The 19,031-nt window shown below is 65.8% G+C and carries 19 protein-coding genes and 1 pseudogene; 13 read left to right on the top strand and 7 right to left on the bottom strand.

From position 1 onward, the window contains the following. Positions 1-7: 7 nt before the first annotated feature. Positions 8-1,003, bottom strand: a complete 996-nt coding sequence (locus tag ACO07K_RS01825; RefSeq protein WP_422034226.1) for a peptidylprolyl isomerase — start codon at positions 1,001-1,003, stop codon at positions 8-10. 283 nt (positions 1,004-1,286) lie between these two features. Here ACO07K_RS01825 and secA point away from each other — a divergent pair, with 283 nt between their 5' ends. Next, positions 1,287-4,052: a preprotein translocase subunit SecA gene (secA, locus tag ACO07K_RS01820; protein ID WP_422034225.1), complete on the top strand. Its 2,766-nt coding sequence runs from the start codon at positions 1,287-1,289 to the stop codon at positions 4,050-4,052. Here the strand turns inward: secA and ACO07K_RS01815 are convergent. Continuing rightward, positions 4,027-4,695, bottom strand: a complete 669-nt coding sequence (locus tag ACO07K_RS01815; RefSeq protein ID WP_422034224.1) for a TetR/AcrR family transcriptional regulator — start codon at positions 4,693-4,695, stop codon at positions 4,027-4,029. The two genes, secA and ACO07K_RS01815, sit on opposite strands and share 26 nt — an antisense overlap. Positions 4,696-4,794: 99 nt before the next feature. Here ACO07K_RS01815 and ACO07K_RS01810 point away from each other — a divergent pair, with 99 nt between their 5' ends. Beyond that, positions 4,795-5,718 carry an alpha/beta hydrolase gene (locus ACO07K_RS01810; protein ID WP_422034223.1) on the top strand — a complete coding sequence of 308 codons (924 nt, stop codon included), beginning with the start codon at positions 4,795-4,797 and terminating at the stop codon, positions 5,716-5,718. Then, positions 5,715-6,137, top strand: coding sequence for an MAPEG family protein (locus ACO07K_RS01805; protein WP_422034222.1), 423 nt, complete (start codon positions 5,715-5,717; stop codon positions 6,135-6,137). The genes ACO07K_RS01810 and ACO07K_RS01805 overlap by 4 nt, the downstream gene beginning before the upstream one ends. 31 nt (positions 6,138-6,168) lie before the next feature. On the opposite strand, the gene ACO07K_RS01800 is transcribed toward ACO07K_RS01805, so the two are convergent. Next, positions 6,169-6,558 carry a hypothetical protein gene (locus ACO07K_RS01800; protein ID WP_422034221.1) on the bottom strand — a complete coding sequence of 130 codons (390 nt, stop codon included), beginning with the start codon at positions 6,556-6,558 and terminating at the stop codon, positions 6,169-6,171. A gap of 178 nt (positions 6,559-6,736) precedes the next feature. On the opposite strand from ACO07K_RS01800, the gene ACO07K_RS01795 reads away from it, so the two are divergent. The 4 genes and pseudogenes from ACO07K_RS01795 to ACO07K_RS01780 all read left to right on the top strand — a co-directional run bounded on the left by ACO07K_RS01795 (position 6,737) and on the right by ACO07K_RS01780 (position 11,787). Then, the gene (locus ACO07K_RS01795; RefSeq protein WP_422034220.1) at positions 6,737-8,893 is read left to right on the top strand and encodes a TonB-dependent receptor; all 2,157 of its coding nucleotides are present in this window, start codon (positions 6,737-6,739) and stop codon (positions 8,891-8,893) included. Between the two features lie 47 nt (positions 8,894-8,940). After that, positions 8,941-9,696, top strand: a complete 756-nt coding sequence (locus ACO07K_RS01790; RefSeq protein WP_422034219.1) for a tyrosine-protein phosphatase — start codon at positions 8,941-8,943, stop codon at positions 9,694-9,696. 22 nt (positions 9,697-9,718) lie between these two features. Continuing rightward, positions 9,719-10,954, top strand: coding sequence for an epoxide hydrolase family protein (locus ACO07K_RS01785; protein WP_422034218.1), 1,236 nt, complete (start codon positions 9,719-9,721; stop codon positions 10,952-10,954). Positions 10,955-11,023: 69 nt separating this feature from the next. Continuing rightward, positions 11,024-11,787 (top strand): annotated as a pseudogene (locus ACO07K_RS01780) (IS5 family transposase). 130 nt (positions 11,788-11,917) lie between these two features. Here ACO07K_RS01780 and ACO07K_RS01775 read toward each other — a convergent pair. Beyond that, positions 11,918-13,183 (bottom strand): MFS transporter, encoded by a 1,266-nt coding sequence (locus tag ACO07K_RS01775; RefSeq protein ID WP_422034217.1) that lies wholly within the window; start codon positions 13,181-13,183, stop codon positions 11,918-11,920. Between the two features lie 186 nt (positions 13,184-13,369). Then, positions 13,370-14,230 (bottom strand): FAS1-like dehydratase domain-containing protein, encoded by an 861-nt coding sequence (locus ACO07K_RS01770; protein WP_422034216.1) that lies wholly within the window; start codon positions 14,228-14,230, stop codon positions 13,370-13,372. 45 nt (positions 14,231-14,275) lie between these two features. On the opposite strand from ACO07K_RS01770, the gene ACO07K_RS01765 reads away from it, so the two are divergent. Beyond that, positions 14,276-14,782, top strand: coding sequence for a GNAT family N-acetyltransferase (locus ACO07K_RS01765; RefSeq protein WP_422034215.1), 507 nt, complete (start codon positions 14,276-14,278; stop codon positions 14,780-14,782). A 25-nt stretch (positions 14,783-14,807) separates the two neighbouring features. Here the strand turns inward: ACO07K_RS01765 and ACO07K_RS01760 are convergent, their stop codons facing one another. Beyond that, positions 14,808-15,029: a hypothetical protein gene (locus ACO07K_RS01760; RefSeq protein ID WP_422034214.1), complete on the bottom strand. Its 222-nt coding sequence runs from the start codon at positions 15,027-15,029 to the stop codon at positions 14,808-14,810. Between the two features lie 148 nt (positions 15,030-15,177). Here ACO07K_RS01760 and ACO07K_RS01755 point away from each other — a divergent pair, with 148 nt between their 5' ends. The 3 genes from ACO07K_RS01755 to ACO07K_RS01745 are packed head-to-tail and all read left to right on the top strand — an operon-like array spanning position 15,178 to position 16,050. Further along, the gene (locus ACO07K_RS01755; protein ID WP_422034213.1) at positions 15,178-15,504 is read left to right on the top strand and encodes a hypothetical protein; all 327 of its coding nucleotides are present in this window, start codon (positions 15,178-15,180) and stop codon (positions 15,502-15,504) included. Continuing rightward, complete coding sequence (locus ACO07K_RS01750; RefSeq protein WP_422034212.1) at positions 15,501-15,797, top strand: hypothetical protein; 297 nt, start codon at positions 15,501-15,503, stop codon at positions 15,795-15,797. The genes ACO07K_RS01755 and ACO07K_RS01750 overlap by 4 nt, the downstream gene beginning before the upstream one ends. Further along, positions 15,787-16,050 (top strand): hypothetical protein, encoded by a 264-nt coding sequence (locus ACO07K_RS01745; protein ID WP_422034211.1) that lies wholly within the window; start codon positions 15,787-15,789, stop codon positions 16,048-16,050. Before ACO07K_RS01750 ends, ACO07K_RS01745 begins: the two co-directional genes overlap by 11 nt. Before the next feature lie 36 nt (positions 16,051-16,086). Here ACO07K_RS01745 and ACO07K_RS01740 read toward each other — a convergent pair whose 3' ends face one another. Next, the gene (locus ACO07K_RS01740; RefSeq protein ID WP_422034210.1) at positions 16,087-16,983 is read right to left on the bottom strand and encodes a TauD/TfdA dioxygenase family protein; all 897 of its coding nucleotides are present in this window, start codon (positions 16,981-16,983) and stop codon (positions 16,087-16,089) included. A gap of 83 nt (positions 16,984-17,066) precedes the next feature. Here ACO07K_RS01740 and ACO07K_RS01735 point away from each other — a divergent pair, with 83 nt between their 5' ends. Both ACO07K_RS01735 and ACO07K_RS01730 read left to right on the top strand, forming a co-directional pair. Continuing rightward, positions 17,067-17,714: a 2OG-Fe(II) oxygenase family protein gene (locus ACO07K_RS01735; RefSeq protein WP_422034209.1), complete on the top strand. Its 648-nt coding sequence runs from the start codon at positions 17,067-17,069 to the stop codon at positions 17,712-17,714. Continuing rightward, on the top strand, positions 17,714-18,997 hold the full coding sequence (locus ACO07K_RS01730; protein ID WP_422034208.1) for a tetratricopeptide repeat protein: 1,284 nt from the start codon (positions 17,714-17,716) through the stop codon (positions 18,995-18,997). The genes ACO07K_RS01735 and ACO07K_RS01730 overlap by 1 nt, the downstream gene beginning before the upstream one ends. Positions 18,998-19,031 lie beyond the last annotated feature (34 nt).

The following is a 19,031-nucleotide window of genomic DNA, read 5'->3' as shown; positions in this document are numbered from 1 at the left end:
GCGGCCGTTACTTCGGCGGCTGGGCCGGCGCTGCGGGCTTAGCCGGGGCCGCGGCAGGAGCGGCCGGCGCAGCCGGGGCGGCCTCGACCTTGGTCCCGTCGATGTTGAACTTCTCGATCTTCGAGCCGGCGCGAATCTTGTCGAGCTGGGCCGTCACGGCCTCACGCGCCAGTTCCTCACGGATCTGCTCGGAGAGCTCCTCCAGGGCCGGCGGCGGCGCCGTGCGGCGATCGTCGATCTTGATCACGTGATAGCCGAACTGGGTCTTGGTCGGGGTCTCCGAGGTCTGGCCCTTCTTCAGGTCGAAGGCCGCATCGGCGAATTCCTTCACCATGTCGGACTTCTTGAACCAGCCAAGATCGCCGCCTTCGGCGCCCGAGGCCTTGTCGGTCGACTTCTCCTTGGCGATCTTGTCGAAGGGCGTGCCCTTCTTCAGGTCGGCGATGATCGCCTTGGCCTCGTCCTCGGTGGCCACCAGGATGTGGCGCGCATGCACCTCTTCCTCCGGCGGCATCGACTTCAGGCGCTCCTGGTACTTCTGCTGGATCTTCTCCAGGGTGACGAGGCGGGAGATCTCACGCTGGATCCAGAAATCCTGCAGCACCTGCTCCTCGACGAAGGCCATGCGCTTCTTGAACGCCGGGTCCTCGTTGGTCTTGGTCTTCTTGCCTTCCTGGACGACCAGTTTGCTGTCGATGATGCGCTCCAGCAACGCCGGGAACACCGCCTGCAGCGGCATCGAGCGGTATTGCTGGGGCAGCGACTGCTGGGCGATCTCCAGTTCGGACAGGCGGATCTGCTGGCCGTTCACGATGGCCACGACCGGGTCCTTGATCGTGGCCGGGGCGGCGGCCGCAGGAGGCTTGGCGGCAGGGGCCGCGGGAGCGGCCGGCGGCTTGGCCGGCTGGCCGGCCGGCGGGGTCTGGGCCAGGACGGGACCCGCGATGAGCGCGACCGCGCCACTCAGGAGGGCGAGGCGCAGGGAACGCAGGTCATGACTCATGGCGGACTCCAGCAGATTCATTCGTTTCGAAAGGCGCAAACCGTTTACACAGGGCCCATCGGGCCAAGCAAGCGCCGCCTCCCCGGCGAGATGGGTGATGGCGTTGAATTGCGGCACTTTTTCGTGAGTATGGCGTCCATGTCAGGGCGATGACACTTTATGGTCGGCGCTTCGGCATGCCTGCGGTGGTCCGCTGCGTTGACACTCTACCGGGCGCTCTCTATCTCTCACAGGAAGGGCGGGCCGCTGTGCCCGCCTAAGTCATTAGAATATCGAGGTTTTCATGCTTGGCGCGCTTGCCCGGACGCTCTTCGGGACGGCCAACGACCGGATCGTCAAAGGCTTCGACAAGACGGTGGCGAAGATCAACGCCCTCGAGCCGGAGTTCGTCGCTCTTTCCGACGAGCAGCTGCAAGGCAAGACCGTCGAATTCCGCGAACGCCTGGCCAAGGGCGAAACGCTCGACAATCTGCTGCCCGAAGCGTTCGCAACGGTGCGCGAGGCGGCCAAGCGGACGCTCGGCCAGCGCCACTTCGACGTCCAGCTCAAAGGCGGCATCGTCCTGCACCAGGGCAAGATCGCCGAGATGAAGACCGGCGAAGGCAAGACGCTGGTCGCCACGCTCGCGACCTATCTCAACGCGCTCACCGGCAAGGGCGTGCACGTCGTGACCGTGAACGACTACCTGGCCCGCCGCGACGCCGAATGGATGGGCCGGGTCTACAGGTTCCTCGGCCTCACCGTCGGCATCATCGTCCACGAACTCGACGACGAGCAGCGCAAGGCGGCGTATGCCTGCGACGTCACCTACGGCACGAACAACGAAATCGGCTTCGACTACCTGCGCGACAACATGAAGTATCGCCTGGACGCGATGGTCCAGCGGCCCTTCAACCATGCCATCGTCGACGAGGTCGATTCGATCCTGATCGACGAGGCGCGCACCCCGCTCATCATCTCCGGCCCGGCCGAGGATTCGTCGGAGCTCTACCGCCGGGCCGATACGGTGATTCCCAAGCTCAAGCCCGAGCATTTCGAGAAGGACGAGAAGAACCGCACGGTGGTGCTGACCGACGCCGGCATCGAGGCGGTCGAGGAGATCCTGCGGGCCGACGGGCTTCTGCCCGAGGGCATCAGCCTCTATGCGCCGACCATGGTGTCGGTGCTGCATCACGTCACGCAGGCGTTGCGCGCGCACAAGCTGTTCAACCGCGACGTCGACTACATCGTGAAGGACGACCAGGTCGTCATCATCGACGAATTCACCGGCCGCATGATGCAGGGCCGCCGCTATTCCGAGGGCCTGCACCAGGCGCTCGAGGCCAAGGAGCATGTCGAGATCCAGCGCGAGAACCAGACGCTGGCCTCGATCACCTTCCAGAACCTGTTCCGCATGTACCCGAAGCTCTCGGGCATGACCGGCACGGCCCTGACCGAAGCCGCCGAGTTCTCCGAGATCTACAGGCTCGACGTGGTCGAGATTCCGACCAACGTCCCGGTCGCCCGCAAGGACGCCGACGACGAGATCTACAGGACCCAGACCGACAAGACGCGTGCCATCGTCAAGCTGATCGGCGAATGCCGCGCCCGCCAGCAGCCGATGCTGGTCGGCACAGTGTCGATCGAGAAGTCCGAGGAGCTGTCGGAGGCACTCAAGAAAGCCGGGATACCGCACAACGTGCTGAACGCCCGCTTCCACGACCAGGAAGCCCAGATCGTCGCCCAGGCCGGTCGTCCGGGCTCCGTCACCATCGCCACCAACATGGCCGGCCGCGGCACCGACATCCAGCTCGGCGGCAACGTCGAGATGCTGGTGCAGCAGAGCGTGCCCGAGATCATCGCGAAGTTCCCCGACGAGGCGGCGCGCAACGCCGAGATCGCCCGCGTCGAGGCCGAGATCCGCGCCGGCGTCGAGCGCGACCGCGCGATCGTGCGCGAGGCGGGCGGCCTGTTCGTGGTCGGCACGGAACGCCACGAGTCCCGGCGCATCGACAACCAGCTGCGCGGCCGCTCGGGCCGCCAGGGCGATCCCGGCGCATCGCGCTTCTTCCTGTCGCTGGAAGACGACCTGATGCGCATCTTCGGCAACAACAAGGTCCTCGACTGGGTCCAGAAGAAGGGCATGGCCGACGACGAGGCGCTGACCCATCGCTGGCTCAACAAGGCGCTCGAGACGGCGCAGGGCAAGGTCGAGGCGCGCAACTTCGAGATCCGCAAGAACCTGCTGCGCTTCGACGACGTGATGAACGCCCAGCGCCAGGAGATCTACAAGGAGCGCATCGAGCTGATGGGCACGGAGGACGTCTCCGAGACCGTCGCAGGGATGCGTCGCGACGTGGTCGACACGCTGGTCAAGCGGACCATTCCCGAGGGAGTCTACGCCGAGCAGTGGAAAATCGACGAACTCAAGGATGAGGTGCAGCGCATCTTCGGCCTCGACCTGCCGGTCGACGAGTGGGCCAAGGAAGAAGGCATCGCCGACGAGGAGATCAAGACCCGCCTGGACGACGCGGTCGAGCGCGTGTTCGCGCAGAAGGCCGCGCAGTACGGGCCCGACGTCTGGCGCCAGGTCGAGAAGAGCGTGCTGATGCAGATCTTCGACCAGAACTGGAAGGACCATCTCCTGCACCTGGATCATCTGCGCCAGGGCATCGGACTGCGCGCCTACGGCCAGAAGGATCCGCTCAACGAGTACAAGCGCGAGGCCTTCAACCTCTTCAGCGACCTGCTGACCAACCTGCGCGAGCAGGTGGTGACCTTGCTGGCGACCCTGCAGATCCGCATGGAACCGCCGCCCATGCCCGAGATGCCGTCCAACATGCACGAGGTGCACGAGGACCCGGCTCTCGCCACGGCGATGAGCGACGACCCCGCCTACGATCCGGCCGACCCGGACGGTGGCGGCGTGGCGACGCTGCACCGCCCGCGCCCCGTGGCCAAGGGCCCGGTCGATCCCAACGATCCCTCGACCTGGGGCAAGGTCTCACGCAACGCGCTCTGCCCCTGCGGCTCGGGCAAGAAGTTCAAGCACTGCCACGGGCGGGTTTAGGCCGTCGCTCTGCAGTGTGTGATGCCAGCGCCCCGGCAAAATAGGGCTGCAGGAGGCGCAAGGCCTCGGCTTCGAGCTCGCCCGTTTCGAGCCATTCTGGCGCCTCGACGACGGCTCGATGAGTCAGCGCTTCGATGCACGTCTCCAGAACCAGGGCGATCATGCGCGCGCGCGCTGACGAAAGCCCCGGCGCGCGGCGCTTCAGGTCCGCCTCTATTTTGCGTTGAAGCACCGAGCTTATATCGAGCGACGCCGCCAGCGCGCCGATCCGCGGCACCTGTTCCACCAGGACCTTGTGAAGCGCGGGATTGACGCGATGCGCGTCGAGTCCGGCCCGGAGCAGCGCCGCGACGACGAGCGCTGAATCATCCTCGGGCACGCACAGCACCCGGTCGACGCGCTCCATCAACTCCTCGACATGGGCGGTCGCCAAGGCCGCGACCAACGCCTGCTTGTTGGGAAAGTACTCGTACAGAGAGCCGATACTGACACCGGCCTTCTCCGCCACGAGATTCGTCGTGGTGCGATCGTATCCGTATTTCACCAAAACCCGAGCCGTTGCCTGGAGGATAACCGCGACAGTCTGTCGTGAGCGCTTCTGCACGGGCTGTTTCCTGGGCTTGGCGGACGTTTCGCGCACCATTCCGGCTCCTTCGTGAACCCGAGTTGTGAACCCGAGTATTTGCTCGGATTATTGCTCGACGACGCCTTCCCGCAAAGAAGAGTTTCGAAGGAGAAGAAAGTGATCAGGCTCGATGAGCGCTTCCTGTCTGGACAGGACCATTGCGAGGCATGGCTATATCTTCCCGAGGGGGCGGGTCCGCATCCGTGCATCGTATTCGTCCACGGGATCGGCGCGATCCGAGAGGTCAGAGTGGGCGCCTATGCCGAGCGCTTCACGCGCGCCGGCTATGCCGTGTTCGCCTTCGACTACCGGAGCTGGGGCGCGAGTGGAGGCGAACCACGCTTTGTCGCCAACATCGAGAACCAGCAGGCCGACATCCACGCCGCGATCGATCACGTGCGCAGTCTCGACGCCATAGACGCCGACAGAATCGCTCTTCTCGGCACCTCTTTCGGTGGCGGTCATGCCCTGATGGTGGCGGCGGCCCGTCCGGACCTCGCTGCCGTCATTGCGCAATGCGCGGTCGTCGACGGCTTGGCGGCCGCCGTAAAGGCACCTTCCCTCCTGGCGCTCCGATGGGTGCTCGCAGGCTTGATCGACCAGGCCGGCTCCCTATTCGGTCGCAAGCCCTACTACATCAAACTGGCAGGGGAGCCCGGCCAGCTTGCCCTGATGACCGCGCCGGGCGCCGAGGCCGGCTATCTGGCGATGATCGAGGGGCCGTCGCCCTGGCGCAACCTGATCGCCGCTCGCTTCATTCTCGGCATTCCCCTTTTCCGTCCGATCCGTCACGCAAAGCGCATAAGTCCGCGATTGCTGATGATCGTGACCGACAAGGACGAAATCTGTCCGCCATCGGCGATCGCGAAGGTGGCACGGCTCGCCCCGCACGGCGAAGCCGTCCATTTCGACGCCAGCCATTTCGAGATCTATTTCGGCGACTTCTTCGACAGGGCAACGGACGCCATGCTCTGCTTCCTTTCGACGACGCCCGCGACGACGGTCCGTGACCACGGGGCCGTCGAGGGGAGCCGGTCGTGATCGCGGCGCAGATGTACCTGCCTCAGGTCCTTGTGCTGGTCGCCCTGTCGTTCGTGACGGCCCTGGCAATTCTCGTCAGCCGGGTCGTCGACCTCGTCCGGAACAAGCGGCCACTTTCCTTTTACGAAGACTTCGACGGCAGGGGCGCACCGCCCGCGGTGCTTCGCACGACCCGCCAACTCGCCAACCAGTTCGAGTTTCCCGTGCTGTTCTATGGGCTGGTCGCCATCGCGATCGCAATTCCAGTGCAGGATTCACTGATTGCGGGGTTGGCGTGGTGTTACGTGGCGCTCCGATGGGCTCACGCCCTCAGTCATCTCGCCTTCAACCGGCTCTATGTTCGTACGCCGATCTTCATGGTCGGTAATGTCGTATTGCTGGCAATGTGGCTTGTCCTGGCCCTCGGAGTCCTCACCTGACGTGCTCGAGGTCGATTGTGGAGGCCATGCCTCAAGTCCGCTGCTCCTCGGCACCGGCCTGCTTCGCCAGCCAGGCACGGGCCTTCTTCTCGGTCGAGAACAAGGCTGCCGGCCGGTTCGACGGCGAGATGTTGACGAAACGCTTGAACGCCAAAATGACGGATTCGTCCCGCCCCACGACGGCGAGCGGGCCGCTGGGGAAGTTCTCGGTATAGGCGCTCAGCCGCGCGCCCATCGCCATCACATCGGTCTCGTCGTAGACCGGCTCGAGACGGGTTGCGTCGAACAGTTTTGAGTAGACGAGCGCGTTGGCCACGACCAGCGCGTCGAAATGAGCCTCCATCTCCTTGAGCGTCACCTCGCCCTCGGCGATGACGTGAATGAGCTTCTGCGGGTGAAGAATCTCCCAGCGCAACGGCATCGTCGGCGTCTCCAGCAACCCGTCGAATGGGGGCGGCGAGCCTATAGCGGACCCTGAGGGTTCGCCAAAGCCTGTTTGGCAGCTTCGCGACGCGGTCGCGTTCAAATTATGGCGATTGACGCAAATGAATGTTATATTGTAACTCATTACGGTATAACGTTTTTATATGGAGATCGGCATGCACCGGATCGGCGTATCGACACTGGCCCTCGCAGCAGGTCTCTCGGCAGCGTATCCCGCGCTGGCGCAGACGCCCCCTGCCGACCCGGCCCAGCCGCAGGTTCCCTCGGACGGGCTCTCGATCGAAGTCGTCGGCAAGCGGCTCGACCGTGAACGCAGCGAGATCCAGCCCAGCCTCGGCGCCACGCGCTACGATTTCAGCAAGACGGCGATCAGCAACACGCCGCTCGGCGAGAACGCCACGCTCAACCAGGTGCTGCTGCGCGCCCCCGGCGTCGTCCAGGACGGCTTCGGCCAGATCCATGTCCGCGGCGACCATGGCAGCCTCCAGTATCGCCTGGACGGGGTGCAGTTGCCCGAGGGGCTGGCACTGTTCAGCAGCATTCTGTCGCCGCGCTTCGCCGACCAGCTCTCGCTGATCACCGGCGCCCTGCCCGCCCAGTACGGCCTGCGCACTGCCGGCGTGGTCGACATCGCGGTGAAATCCGGCATCACAAATCCCGGCGGCGAAGCCTCGGCGATGGTCGGCTCCAACAACTGGGTTCAGCCGGCGCTGGAATATGGCGGCCGCTCCGGCAACTTCGACTATTTCGCGGTCGGCCAGTACGTCAGCAACAACATCGGGATCGAGAACCCGACGCCCAGCACCTCCGCGCTCCACGACTCGACCGCGCAATGGTACGCGCTGACCAAGCTCAGCGCCCTGGCCGACGAGAATACCCGCCTCAGCTTCATCGCCGGCGGCGCCAGCGCGCGTTACCAGATTCCCAACGTGCCGGGGCAAACGCCGGAGTTCGCGGTCAACGGCATCACCGACTGGAACAGCGCGGTGCTCGACCAGCGGCAGTGGGAGGACACGTACTTCGGCATCGCCTCGCTGCAGAAGAGCTACCAGAACTTCAACATGCAGCTCTCGGGCTTCGGCCGCTATTCCAAGCTCTCCTATCAGCCCGACGCGCTGGGCGACCTGCTCTACAACGGCGTCGCGCCCTGGTCGCAGCGCTCGAGCCTGGCGTTCGGCGTGCAGGGCGACGCAAGCTGGAAAGTCGCGTCCGCCCACACGCTGCGCGGCGGCTTCCTCGTCCAGCGCGAACAGGTCTCGAGCTTCAGCCAGAACAACGCGCTGGGCCTGGTGCCCGACCCGGCCGATCCGACGGTCCTCATCCCCGGCGAGAATCCGGTGGGCTTCAGCGACGGCTCCACCCTCGTCGGCTGGACCTACAGCGTCTATCTGCAGGACGAATGGAGGGTCACCCCGACCGTGACGGTGAACTTCGGCGCGCGCTTCGACGCCATCTCCGGGCAGGTCTCGGAAAACCAGGTCAGCCCGCGCATCAACGTCGTCTGGGAGCCCACGCCGCAGATCAGCCTGCGGGCCGGCTATTCGCGCTACTTCGTGCCGGCGCCGCTCAACCAGGTCGGCTTCGGATCGCTCGCCGCCCGGATGGGCACGACGGCCGAGCCCGAGAACTTCACCAACGATCCGGTGAGGGCGGAACGCTCCGACTATTTCGACGTCGGCCTCACCGTGAAGCCCGTGGACGGGCTGACCATCGGCTTCTCCGGCTACTACAAGATCGCGGAGAACTATCTCGACAAGGGCCAGTTCGGCGCCCCGATCCAGCTGGCGTCCTTCAACTATGCCAATGCGCAGGTGAAGGGCTTCGAACTCTACGCCAACTACGACCAGGGGCCATGGTCGGTCTACGGCAACCTCGCCTGGTCCAAGGTCAGCGCCACCAAGATCAACTCCGCCCAGTACAATTTCTCGCCCGAGGATCTCTCCTATATCGGCAACTACTGGATCGCCGCCGACCACGATCAGGGTTGGACCGGTTCCGCTGGCGCCTCCTACATCTTCAACCAGGGCAGCGATCGGGCGACCCGCGTCTCGGCGGACATGCTGTTCGGCAGCGGCCTGCGCACCAGCGTCGTGACGCCCAACGACACCTCGCTGCCGGCCTACGCCACGCTCAACCTTTCAGTGACGCAGAAGATTCCGATCAACGGCAGCAAGGGCACGCAGATCCGCCTCGACGCGATCAACGTCACGGACGGCGTCTACGAGCTGCGCACCGGCGAGGGTGTCGGCGTCGGCGCCCCGCAGTACGGAATGCGCCGGGCCTTCTTCGTGACGCTTGCGCAAAAATTCTGACGCGCAAACGACATGATGCGGGAAGGCCGGGCGTGGTAGAAAGCACCATGCCTGACACCAGCCTTCCCTTCGTCCTGACCCTTCAGGGCGGCTCCAACTTCCGCGACCTCGGTGGCTACAAGACCGAGGACGGGCGCACCGTGCGGCGCAACACGGTGTTCCGCTCGGCCCATCTCGGTGGCCTGACCGCCGAGGACCGCAGCGCTCTCGGACGCCTGGGCGTCCGCACCATCGTCGACCTGCGCGGCGTGAGCGAGGCGGCCGAGACGCCGCACCTGATCGAGGGCCTCGCATGCCGAATCGTCGGCGCGCACATCGAACCCGGCGTCGGCGACAAGATCCGCGGCGCCGTGGCCGACGGGACGGCCAACCCCCACATCATGATGGGGTTCCTCACGGATCATTATCGCGACTATCCGCGCCGCTGCGCGCCGGGCTTCCGGACCCTGTTCTCGACCCTGAGCGACGGCGAACATCGCCCGCTGGTGTTCCACTGCACCGCCGGCAAGGACCGCACCGGCTTCGCCTCGGCCCTGCTGCTCTCCCTGCTCGGCGTGTCCTGGGAGACGGTGCTGGAGGATTATCTCCGCACCAACGAACTCTGGACCGGCCATCTCGGCCGCTACCCCGAGCTCGACATCGACACCCGCGCGGCCATCATCGAGGCCCGCACGCCCTATCTCGAAGCCGCCTTCGAGGTCGTACGCGGCGACTTCGGCTCGCCGGAGACCTTCGCCGAGAAGGCACTTGGAATCGACGCTGCCGCCCGCGAGCGGCTGAAGGCGGATTTGCTGGAAGGGTGAGTTCCGCGCTACGCCTGTCGGCATGGCCGACACGCGCTACGACACTCCCGAACCCTTCAAGGTCGACATTCCCGAACGGGCGCTGATCGATCTCGACGAGCGCCTGCGCCGCTGGCGTCCGCCCACTGCCATCGAAGATGGCGGCTCTTGGGCCTCCGGCACCGATCCCGCCTTCCTCGCCGAGCTGGTCGACTATTGGCGGCACGGCTACGACTGGCAGCGCTGCCAGGAGGCCATCAACCAGTGGCCCAACTACCTGGTCGATATCGGCCCGCAGCGCCTCCATTTCATCCGCGAGCCCGGCACCGAGGTCGAGGACGCGCCGCGGCCCCTACCTCTCGTTGTCACCCATGGCTGGCCGGGATCGATCGTCGAGTTCCTGCACCTCATCGATGTCCTCGCCCATCCCGAGGAGCATGGCGGCGATCCGCTCGACGCCTTCGACGTGATCGTGCCGTCGCTGCCGGGCTATGGCTTCTCCGGCCCGCCGATCCGCGAGGACGGCACGACGGGCCCGATCGGGCCGCGCGCCATCGCGGGGCTGTGGCACAGGCTCGTCACCGAAAAACTCAACTACGACCGCCCCTACGGCATCCAGGGCGGCGACTGGGGCAGCGTCGTCTCGTCGTGGCTGGCGTTCGATCATCCGCAGCAGGACGACTCCGGCGTCCTCGGTGTCCATCTCAACATGATGGGGCTGCGGCCGGGCCTCGATCTCGAGACGGCCACCTTGAGCGCCGACGAACAGGCCTGGCTCGCGAAGATGGGCAATGCCCTCGACGACAAGACCGCCTACCAGCGCATCCATGCGACGCGGCCGCAGACCCTGGGCGTGGCGCTGGCCGATTCGCCCGTGGGACTCGCGTCGTGGATCGTCGAGAAGTTCCAGGCGTGGAGCGATTGCGGCGGCGATCCGCTGAAGCGCTTTTCGATGGACACGCTGCTCGACAACATCATGGTCTACTGGCTGACCGGCACCGCTGGCACCTCGACCTGGCTCTATCGCGGTGCGGCCGAGCAGAAGCCCCGTGCCCTGCCCGCCGGTGCGAAGGTGGAAACGCCGACCGGCCTCGCCATCTTCCCGGCCGACATTGCGCCCGCCCCGCCGCGCGAATGGATCGAGCGCGCTTACAACCTTCGCCGCCATACGATCATGCCGAGCGGCGGCCACTTCGCGGCCCTCGAGGAACCGGACCTGCTGGTCGAGGACATCCGGGCCTTCTTCCGCCCCCTGCGCTACGGCGCGGCGAACGATTAGGCTGTGGTGACAATTTGAGGATTCCTTGGGAAGGCAGTTCTGATTCAACGCTGGCTTTAGGAGGCTGGCGTGGAAGGCGAAGTGTTAAGAGACGATCAGTGGGCACGACTGGAGCGGTTCGTGCCTGGCGGTCGCAAGGGGAAGCGCGGTCCCCGCAGTGATGGTCGTCGTTTTCTGGATGCGGTGTTGTGGCTGGCACGCTCTGGGGCCCGCTGGCGTGATCTCCCGTAGGACCGGTTTGGTCCCTACCAGACGGCCAAGCGGCGTTACTATCGATGGATCGAGGCCGGTGTCTTTGATCGGATCTTCGAAGCCGTCGCGGCCGATCGCGATCTGGAATGGCTCTCGATCGACGCCACCGTGATACGCGCCAATGCGCAAGCCGCGAGCGGGCGGCGTAAAAGGGGGGACCGCAAGCCCAGGCTCTCGGCCGCTCGCGCGGGGGCTTCGGCAGCAAGCTCCACGCGGTAGTCGATGCGCTCGGTCTGCCGGTCCGCTTCGCGCTCGGGCCGGGGCAACAAAACGATATGGCGCCGGCATGTGACTTGATCCGCGGCCTTCCAGCCCATCAGGTCATCGCCGACAAAGCCTATGACGCCGACAGCCCTTACGAACTTGTCCTCGAACAAGGGGGCGAGCCGGTCATCCCGCCCCGCAGCCATCGCAAGTACCAACATCGCTACGACCGTATCGCCTATAAGCAACGCTGGGGCATCGAAGGCTTCTTCGCCAAGCTCAAGCAATGGCGACGCATCGCAACCCGATACGACAAGCTCGCCGCCAACTTCCTCGGCTTCGTAAAACTCGCAAGCATCATGCTTTGGCTCAAATAGGATTTGTCACCACAGCCTAGAGTCTTTCCGGACCACCTCATCCTGAGGAGGCCGAAGGCCGTCTCGAAGGATGGGCAACAAACACGGTGCGGGCTCCCACCCTTCGAGACGCGCTCCTATGGAGCGCTCCTCAGGGTGAGGTAGTTTTTGACAGAAGCCGCGGCCGCTGCGCCGCCAGCGCCGCGATCACGCCCAGCGTCGCCAGCGTGCTGAACAGCAGCAGCGAATCGGTATAGGTGCCGCTCCAGTCGCGCAGCATGCCCGAGGCCAGCGGCCCGGCGGCCTGTGCCGTCACCTGCAACGACAGCGCCACGCCGCGGATGGCGCCATAGCTCTCGCGACCGAAATAGTCGGCCCAGGCCACGGGCAGGAGCAGCATGATTCCGCCGATGCCGACGCCGAACAGGCCGGCCGCCGCCATCGCGCTCTCCACCCCGGAAACGAAGATCAGCCCGTAGCTGCCGAGCGCCATGCACGCCGCACACAGCGCCATCTGGTAGCGTACAGGCCACCGGCGCGGCAGGAAGCCGATGCCGAAGCTCGCCGCGCCTGAGAGCATCGCGACGAAGGCGATCACCGAGGCCGCCGCGACCGGCGACAGGCCGCGCTCGATCAGGTGCGGCGCATTGTGCAGGCTGACGCCGGCCTGCACGGGAAACAGCAGGACCGTGTACAGCGAGAGCAGCCAGAAGGCGGGCGTCCGCATCGCCTGTGCCCGGCTCCAGCGCGGCTCGACCAGGGGCGGCGCCTTGCCGTCGGCCAAGCGGTCGGGCTGCAGGCCGACATCCTCCGGCCGCCGCACCAGCAAGAGCCAGCACGGCACGAAGCCGACCAGCAGCACGGTGGCGCCGACCGCGATCCAGCCGGCGCGCCAGTCGGCACCGCTTATGGCGAACTGCGCGATCAGCGGCAGCCCGACCAGCCCCGACATCTGCGCCAGGGTGGCGAACGAGGCGGCGATGCCCCGGCGGGCGACGAACCAGTTGTTGAGCGCGCCGTAGAGGCCGAGGTCGAACGGCCCGGCCCAGATCATGCGGGCGAAGCAGAACAGCACGTAGAACAGCAGCAGCGACTGGATGAGCGACAGCGCCATACAGGCGATGCCCGTACCCGCCACCGCGAGGCAGAGCACGAGTCGCGCGCCGCGGCGGTCGACGAACGGCCCGATCAGCGGCGAGAGGACGGCCGCGAGCACGCCGCCCAGCGACACCGCGCCCGACATCTCCGTGCGCGACCAGCCGAACGCCTCGGTCATCGGCACGACGAAGATCGAGAGCACGGCCACCGCCGGCCCCTGGCGCGCGAAGCCCGCGAGGCAGATGCAGCCCAGCACCACCCAGCCATAGAAGAACGGCAGCCGCGGAATCAGGAACCGCGGCAGGGGCGGTGCTTGCATCCGCAACCCGGAGTCTTTCTGACTCAAAGTCAGCCCCCAAATACCTCATCCTGAGGAGCGCGCGCAGCGCGCGTCTCGAAGGATGGGCAACGAGCGTGGTGTCTGTAGCCCATGCTTCGAGACGGCTGCTCCGCAGCCTCCTCAGCATGAGGAGGTAGTTGGATCACAATTACATTCAAACAGACTCTAGGCGAAGGTGGCCGTCGCCTGCGCCGCGATCGTGCCCTGGGGCGTCACCGTCCACAGTTCCGCGCCTTTGCCGTCCGCGGTCGGCCGGCCGATCGCGTCGAACGGCGCGGTGTCGAACAGCGGCGCGCGGGCGCGGATGGCGAAGGTCCTGATCGGCCGCCCGGGGTTGGAATCGCGCAGCAGGTCGAACAGGCATTGCTGGGCGAAGGGCCCGTGCACGACCAGGCCGGGATAGCCCTCGGTCTCGATGCAGTAGGTCCGGTCGTAATGGATGCGATGCGGGTTGAAGGTGATGGCCGAGTAACGGAACAGCATCACCGGATCGACCTTGATGGTGCGCCGCCACGGCACGTCGGTGGGGGCCGCCTCGCGCACCGGCACGCCGCTCTTCTCCCCGGCCTTCACCTCCTCACGGAACACCGTGTTGGCGACCTCGGTGACGGCGAGTCCGCGCGGCGTGTAGATGCGGCGCGTCTGGCTGGTGACGATCAGGCTGCCGGTGCCGCCGCCCCGCAGCTGCACATCGGAGAACTCGGTCTCGCGGCGCAGTCTGTCGCCGACGCGGATATCGCCCTCGAAGGTGAAGGTCGAGCCGGCATACATGCGGCGCGGCAGCAGGATCTTGGGCAGCACGCCACCCTCGGTCGGCAGCCCGTCCTCGGCCAGCACGTTGCGGCGGGCGTAGGAATGCAGGAAGCAGAGATGCCAGCCCGGCGCGATCGGCTCGCCCTCCCCCGGCACCTTGTCGTCGCGGTCGAAGGTCGCGATCATCGCCTTGAGCGGCGCCTGCGTGACGACGTCCTCGTCCTCGATCCGGCGGCCGAGTTCCTTCTTGAGCGGTTCGATGTCGATGGTCATGGGTGCTTCCTCCGGATTTTCAGCCAGCCTAACCAATCCCCTGCCATGATTCGCCGCCCGCACCCGCACGAAATCAAGCTGCTGCCGCAGATCGAAAGCGAAGCAGACCTGCGCTATCGCCGCGCGGGCCTCGGCCGGGTCGTCGACATGCCGCCCGCCAGCCTCGCCTCGCTCGAAGCCGGCCGGCGCGAGGGCCGGCTCTGGGTGGCCGTCTCGGCCCTCAACCGGCCGGTCGGCTTCGCGTTGATGAAGTTCCCCGCCGGCGCCGCCTGGCTCGATCAGCTGTCGGTGCTTCAACGCTGGCAAGGCCAGGGATATGGCAGCGCGTTGATCGAGCGCGTCGCAGCCGTGGCCGGTAGCCTGGGTCATCGCACGCTCCATCTCTCGACCTATCGCGATGTTCCGTGGAACGCGCCCTACTACGCGCGCCGCGGCTTCGAGGAGATGCCGCGCGGAGACTGGCCGCACGTCTTCCGCATGCAGGCCATGGAAGAGAACAGCCATGGCCATCCGCCATGGCGGCGGACGATCATGCGGCGTCTACTCGATTGAGGGCAGTGCGTCACCCGGCAGTTTATTACTCAGGACTGGCGGATCGTTGCTTGAGTTTGGCGTTCATCGCGGCCACCCGCTCGAGCATGTCGGGTAGGTCCTTCACACTCCAGGCGATCAACGCCAGGTACGCGACGAAGACTATCCAGAACCCCTTGGGGTCGGTTCGTCGATCAAGAAGCGTCCACGGGCCGATCGAGATGCGACCCGTCCACGCAAGGACTCCGAAGAAGATGGTGAGGAGCATCAACGCCATGCCGATAAAAAGAGAATGTGGATGCATCTGCGTGAACTTCTCTCAGAGACGAACTCCTATTAGGGGGAAGTACGACTGACGAATGCAATCGACTTTGCAAACAGGTAGGGTTCCTTCCGGCAGAGAGTGAGGACCGAACGTGAACGCCAGGATGCAGAAATGGGGGACTTGGATCTTCTCGGGGGGCTTCTTTACCAGCATCGTCGTTTCAGGAATCGCGACCATGCCTGTGCTCATGATCGTGATGCTCAGCAGCACGGCTTCACCGCCATCGACCCTGGCTGTGCGCCTTCTCGTGACGTACGGCATTCTTTGGGTTCTGCTGCCAGTTATCGCCTACAGCGCACTGCATCTGTGGCAGAAGACGCGCGTTCCGTGGCTTGCGGTGGCCCCCGCGCTGGTCACCCTCGCATCGATGTTGCTGGCTGGTGCGTTCACCTTCGGGTGGTTCTGGAGAGGTTCGTGAACGCGAGCGTGCGGAGTTGGGGGACCTGGATCCTCGCGGCAATTTTCTTGGTCTGGATCACCGGTGCCTGGTTCGCATCGCTGCCACACTTGGCGATGGGGATCCTGGCGATCGTCGGCGCTCCCCTACCAGGATTCCAGTTTCTGGCAGTGCTTGCCTTCTTCTGGATCCTGCCGGCGTGCATAGCCGCCGTTGGGATGCACTTATGGCAAAACACGCGCTTTCCCTGGCTGGCAACCGTGCCGGCACTCGTCGCTCTTGTGACGTACTCATGGAGAGCATATGGCGGCTGAAGACGAAGACAAGATCGTCCGACGCGAGGCACCTGGTACGGGCGTTCTAATGGCGCTGTTGAGTATAGGCCTCACGGTGACAGCTCTCGTCACGCCCTGGACAAGCGTTTGCCTAACCGTCGCTCTTCTGTTGGCAGCGTGGTCGTTCATTCGGGCAGCCTTCGCTTTGAGCTATGTCGGCGTTGCGGCATCGATCCTTGCCGCCGTCGTCTACGTGGTGGGAGCCGTGCTCTCGCCGCTTTTCCATTCGTAAGGGTCGACGGCCGAATTCTGGCGGCGGAAACCCTACCTACTCCGCGGCGACCGACAGGCCCATCTGCTCGCAGGTCGGGGCGACGTCGGAGACGGTGGCGCGGCGCATGTCGCGCTTGTAGCGCTGGTCGTCGAACTCCATGCCGCGATGCATGGTGCAGCGGTTGTCCCAGATGACCAGGTCGTTCTCGCGCCAGCGATGGGCGTGGACGAACTGGCGTTGCGTGGCATGCGCGGTCAGCTCGTCGATGAGCTGGCGCGCCTCGTCGTCGGCCATGCCGCGGATCGCGCCGGCGTGGCTGGCGATGTAGAGGCTCATGCGGCCGGAGTCCGGCAGGCGGCGCACCAGCACCTGCGGCACCGGTGCGAAGGCGGCGCGCTCGCTCTCGTCGAAGTCCTTGAAGCCGAGCTTGCCGCGCGACGTCATGATCGAGTGCTCGGCGACCAGCCCGGCGATGCGCTCCTTGGTCGAGTCCGGCAGCGCGTCGTAGGCCGCGCGCATGTCGGCGAACTCGGTATGGCCGCCGATCGGCGGGATCGAGCGCGCATGCAGCATCGAGCAGTAGGCCGGCAGGCGCTTGAACGACGAGTCCGTGTGCCAGAGGCGATTGCCGAGATTGTAGAGGCGCTGGCGGTTGTTCGTCTCGAGGATGCGGTTCTCGGCGTCGAGATTGCCGACATCGGCCATGTTCTGGTGCAGGCGCAGGTTATGGCCCTTGCGCGCCATGAAGACGGTCGTCTCCAGTGGACCGAAATGGCGCGCGAAGGCGAGCTGGCCGTCGTCGTCGAATTCCTGGTCCGGGAAGACCAGAACCGCATACTTTGTGAAAGCCTCGCGGATCGCGGCGAGGTCCTCGGGCGAGACCTTGTTCAGGGCGACATCGCCGACTTCGGCCACGAAGTCGGGCGTCACGGCATGGATCGACACAGCCACCGGGCTTTCTCCTTGCTCTTGCTTATGCGGCGGATTGGATCACCTAACGGACAATCGGGCAATCGCGGGATATACTTTCGGCCATGATCGAGAAGCAGGAAGTGCAGGAGATATTCCCGACCCCGTTGTGGATCGTGGACCTCCAGCCGGCCGCCGCGGCCAACCTCAATGCGAAACTCAAGGCCGAGATCGAACGTCTGATCGCGCCGCGATCCAAGGTGCCGGCCGGCAGCAACTGGCAGACGCCGCAGGACCTCCACACGCGACCGGCGTTTGCGGAGTTCGCCAAGCTGGTCGAGACGGCGGGCCGCGGAGTCGCCCGCTTCCTCCAGGTCGATCAGTATCCGATGGCGATCACCGGCTGCTGGGCGAACGTCAATCCGCCCGGCGCCTACCATCCGATGCACCATCATCCGAACAACTACCTGAGCGGCGTCTACTACGTGTCGATCCCGGCCGGCGGCTCGCAGATCCTGTTCCAGGATCCGCGCGGCCAGGCCTCGATGATCATGCCCAAGCCGCGCCAGTTCACGCGCCTCACCGCCAACGGCGCCAACGCGCCGAGCAAGGAGGGCCGCATGGTGATCTTCCCCTCCTGGCTGAAGCACACGGTGCCGGCCAATGACGGCGAGAGCGAGCGCATCAGCATCTCGTTCAACCTGATGTTCAAGAATTTCAGCGAGACCATGGCGTCGCCAATGTGGGATCCCACGGCGGGCAAGGAGAAGTGATGAGCCTGCAGGATCGCTACGGCAACGAACTCGGCACGCCATCGGCCGCGGCGCGCGATGCCTATCTGGCGGGCGTCGACAGCCTGATGGCCGCGATGCCCGGCATGGACGCGGCCTTCCAGCGGGCCGTCGAGGCCGACGAGACGTTCGCGCTGGGCCATATCTCGCTCGCGCGCGCCAAGCAGTTGCTCGGCCGCGGACACGAGGCCAAGGCGCCGCTCGCGCGTGCAAAGGAGCTGGCCGGCGGCGCCAGCCCGCGCGAGCAGAGCCAGATCGCGATCTTCGAGAAGATCCTGACCGGCCAGGGTGCCGCTGCGCTCGAGGCGATCCGCGAGCACATGAAGGACTGGCCGCGCGACGCCATGGCGCTCGCGCCGGCGACCAGCGTGTTCGGTCTGATCGGTTTCTCCGGCAAGCCCGGCCGCGAGGTCGACCAGCTCGCCCTTCTCGAACCGTTCGAGAAGCATTACGGCGACGACTGGTGGTACCGCACGCAGCTCGCCTTCGCGCAGATCGAGCTGCAGAAGCTCGACGAGGGCCAGCGCAACATCGACGCCGCGCTGGCGGCCTTCCCGAAGAGCGCCCATGCCGCACACATCCGCGGCCATCTCTTCTACGAACTGGGCGAACGCGAAGCCGGGCTGGCCTTCCTGCAGGACTGGATGAAGGACTATCCGCGCGAAGGCCTGATGCATGTCCACAACAACTGGCATCTCGCGCTGTGGTCGATGGAAACCGGGCAGATGGAGCAGGCCTGGCGCCTCTACGACGAGGCGCTCAGTCCCGCCGTCGCCTGGGGCCCGCAGATCAACGTCGCGACCGACTGCGCGGCCTTCCTGGCCCGCGCCGAAATGGCGGGCGAGGCGCGCCAGCCGGAGCGTTGGCGCGAGCTGGCGGACTACGCCACCAAGTGGTTCGCACGGCCGGGCCTGGGCTTCGTCGACATGCACACGGTGCTGGCCTACGCGATGGCCGGCGACGGCACAGCCCTGGCGAAGTTTGCCGAGACGCCGGCTGGCCCGACGGCCGACCTGCTGGCGCCGATGGCGCGCGGCTTCGAGGCCTATGCGCAGGGCGACTGGAGTTGCGCCATCGCGGAGATCGAACCGCTGCTCGCCACGCATGAGCGTCTGGGCGGCAGCCGCGCGCAGCGCGACCTGCTCGAATATCTGGTGACGTCCGCGATGGTGAAGGCCGGCCGCGTGAGCGAGGCCCGCGCGATGATCGAGAAGCGCCGGCCGCAGAACGGCAAGGGCAGGGGATTCCCGCTGGCGGGGCTCTAAGAAAAGCCCGTCGTCTCGACCGGAGCCGAGCGCA

The sequence above is a fragment of the Reyranella sp. genome (genome assembly GCF_965228225.1).
Classification (GTDB): Bacteria; Pseudomonadota; Alphaproteobacteria; order Reyranellales; family Reyranellaceae; genus Reyranella.
This window is presented reverse-complemented; position numbering and strand designations above follow the sequence as displayed.

Bases quoted from the DNA above. Each gene is read 5' to 3' on its own strand.
- ACO07K_RS01775 (WP_422034217.1), bottom strand. From the start codon at position 13,183: ATGCAAGCACCGCCCCTGCCGCGGTTCCTGATTCCGCGGCTGCCGTTC.
- secA (WP_422034225.1), top strand. From the start codon at position 1,287: ATGCTTGGCGCGCTTGCCCGGACGCTCTTCGGGACGGCCAACGACCGG.
- ACO07K_RS01770 (WP_422034216.1), bottom strand. From the start codon at position 14,230: ATGACCATCGACATCGAACCGCTCAAGAAGGAACTCGGCCGCCGGATC.
- ACO07K_RS01785 (WP_422034218.1), top strand. From the start codon at position 9,719: ATGGCCGACACGCGCTACGACACTCCCGAACCCTTCAAGGTCGACATT.
- ACO07K_RS01815 (WP_422034224.1), bottom strand. From the start codon at position 4,695: ATGGTGCGCGAAACGTCCGCCAAGCCCAGGAAACAGCCCGTGCAGAAG.
- ACO07K_RS01795 (WP_422034220.1), top strand. From the start codon at position 6,737: ATGCACCGGATCGGCGTATCGACACTGGCCCTCGCAGCAGGTCTCTCG.
- ACO07K_RS01735 (WP_422034209.1), top strand. From the start codon at position 17,067: ATGATCGAGAAGCAGGAAGTGCAGGAGATATTCCCGACCCCGTTGTGG.
- ACO07K_RS01745 (WP_422034211.1), top strand. From the start codon at position 15,787: ATGGCGGCTGAAGACGAAGACAAGATCGTCCGACGCGAGGCACCTGGT.
- ACO07K_RS01825 (WP_422034226.1), bottom strand. From the start codon at position 1,003: ATGAGTCATGACCTGCGTTCCCTGCGCCTCGCCCTCCTGAGTGGCGCG.
- ACO07K_RS01765 (WP_422034215.1), top strand. From the start codon at position 14,276: ATGATTCGCCGCCCGCACCCGCACGAAATCAAGCTGCTGCCGCAGATC.
- ACO07K_RS01800 (WP_422034221.1), bottom strand. From the start codon at position 6,558: ATGCCGTTGCGCTGGGAGATTCTTCACCCGCAGAAGCTCATTCACGTC.
- ACO07K_RS01760 (WP_422034214.1), bottom strand. From the start codon at position 15,029: ATGCTCCTCACCATCTTCTTCGGAGTCCTTGCGTGGACGGGTCGCATC.
- ACO07K_RS01730 (WP_422034208.1), top strand. From the start codon at position 17,714: ATGAGCCTGCAGGATCGCTACGGCAACGAACTCGGCACGCCATCGGCC.
- ACO07K_RS01790 (WP_422034219.1), top strand. From the start codon at position 8,941: ATGCCTGACACCAGCCTTCCCTTCGTCCTGACCCTTCAGGGCGGCTCC.